Origin of the sequence: Nonomuraea zeae, from assembly GCF_005889725.1 — a bacterium.
Taxonomy (GTDB): Bacteria; Actinomycetota; Actinomycetes; order Streptosporangiales; family Streptosporangiaceae; genus Nonomuraea; species Nonomuraea zeae.
In genome coordinates, this window is the sequence record NZ_VCKX01000644.1 from 1 (window position 1) to 1,803 (window position 1,803).

Sequence of the window (1,803 nt, forward strand, 5' to 3'; positions counted from 1 at the left end):
CTGGGGGGCGGGGCGACGGCGGTCTCGGCCGTCTCCAAACGTTTGCTCATCTATCACCCTTCATGCCGCACCGAACTGCGTGCGGCCGGGATAACAGCGGTCAAGCGCCTTTCCGGCTTGCGAGTAACCAGTTTCTAACAGAGCGAACAGAGGGTGTCAACGCTTTGTGAGCGCAGCAGTGAGCTGCGGTAATGCTGGCAAGCGCTTTCCTACGCAGCTCTTCACAACCGATTGCAGGCATTTCGAGAAACCGGTATCTTGCGGCTGGCGCCCCGCTGCGGACGCACCTGCCGCGGCTCGGCGATTTAATGCATGCAGGACGACGGGCCCAGGCGTGCGGGGAGAGCGAATGAGGGCGAGCACGGGAGACCGCGAGCAGGACCAGGACCCGCCGGCGTCCCCGCCGCGCCCGGCCGGCCGGCGCGGGCCTCGCCCCGCGGGGGCGGCCACCATCGGCCGGGTCGCCGAGGCGGCCGGCGTCTCGCGCGCCACCGTGTCGAGGGTGATGAACGGCTCCCCCACCGTGCACCCCGAGCTGGCGGCCCGCGTGCGGGCGGCCGCGGCGGCACTCGACTACGAGCCGAGCGTGGCGGCCCGCAGCCTGGCGCTCGGCCGCACGGGGACGATCTCTCTCGTCGTCCCCGACCTGGCCAATCCGTTGTTCCAGGGCGTGCTGCGCGGGCTCAGCCAGGCGGCGGCCAAGGCGGGGCGCCAGCTGCTGGTGGCCGAGTCCAACGAGGACCCGGAGGAGGAGACGATCCTCGCGCTGGAGGCGCGGCGCAACTCCGACGGGCTCGTGCTGGCCTCGCCGCGCGCCCCCGGCGAGCGGCTGCGCGCGCTCAGCGACCGGCTGGCGCCGTTCGTGCTGGTCTACCGGGAGGTCGCCGGGCTGGGCGCGCCGTCGCTGTCGATCGACAACGCCGCCGGGGTCGGCGACCTCGTGGCCCACCTCACCGGCCTGGGCCACCGGCGGCTGGCCTATCTCGCCGGGCCGGCCGGCAGCGCGGCCGGCGCCGAGCGGCTCGCCGCGCTGCGCGCCGCTCCCGGGATCGAGCTCACCGAGCTGGCCTGCGGGTCCATGTTCGACGACGGCCACGCGGCGGCGCGCGCGGTCGTGGACTGCGGGGCGAGCGCGGTGGTGGGGTTCAACGACATGGTGGCCTCGGGCGTGCTGACCGGGCTGCACGAGCTGGGCGTGCGCGTGCCCGGTGAGGTGTCCGTCACCGGGTTCGACGACATCCCGTTCGCCCGGTACACGACGCCGCCGCTCACCACCGTCTCGATTCCGAAGAACGAGCTGGGCGAGCAGGCGTGGGCGCGGTTGTGGGCGCTGATGAACGGTGAGCCGGCCGGCTACAACGTCCGGTTCCAGCCCCGGCTGCTCGTCCGCGACAGCACCGGCCCGGCACTGGCGTAGGCGACCGGCGGGCCCGGCACCGGCATAGGCGGCGGGCCCGCGCCGGCTTGGCCGACCGGCAGGCGTGGCACCCGCTCGGGCGCCCGCCGTCGCGATCGGGGCTGATTCCGTCGGCCGGGTCAGGCGGGGACGGTGGCGCGGGCCAGGCGGCACAGGTCGGCCGGGCGCAGGACGTCCGAGCGCTCCCAGAGCCGGGGCTCGACGCAGCCGGCCTGCCTGACGTGCTCGACCGGCTCCAGCCCGTGCCGCTCCAGCAGGGCCGACAGGTCGCCGGGGGTGAAGAAGGCCAGCCAGGGCTCGCCGCGCTCGGCCGCCGCGGGCAGGGCGAACTCGGCGTACGCGCTGCCCTGCTCGTCCCGCAGGGCTGTCTCTTCTCCACATTCTTC

1 protein-coding gene and 1 pseudogene are annotated in these 1,803 nt (G+C 74.3%); one reads left to right on the plus strand and one right to left on the minus strand.

The features are described from left to right. The first annotated feature begins 349 nt into the window (after window positions 1–349). Complete coding sequence (locus ETD85_RS62050; protein ID WP_138699059.1) at window positions 350–1,417, plus strand: LacI family DNA-binding transcriptional regulator; 1,068 nt, start codon at window positions 350–352, stop codon at window positions 1,415–1,417. A 119-nt stretch (window positions 1,418–1,536) separates the two neighbouring features. On the opposite strand, the pseudogene ETD85_RS62055 reads toward ETD85_RS62050, so the two are convergent. Continuing rightward, window positions 1,537–1,803: pseudogene (locus ETD85_RS62055) on the minus strand (hypothetical protein); the annotation flags it as partial.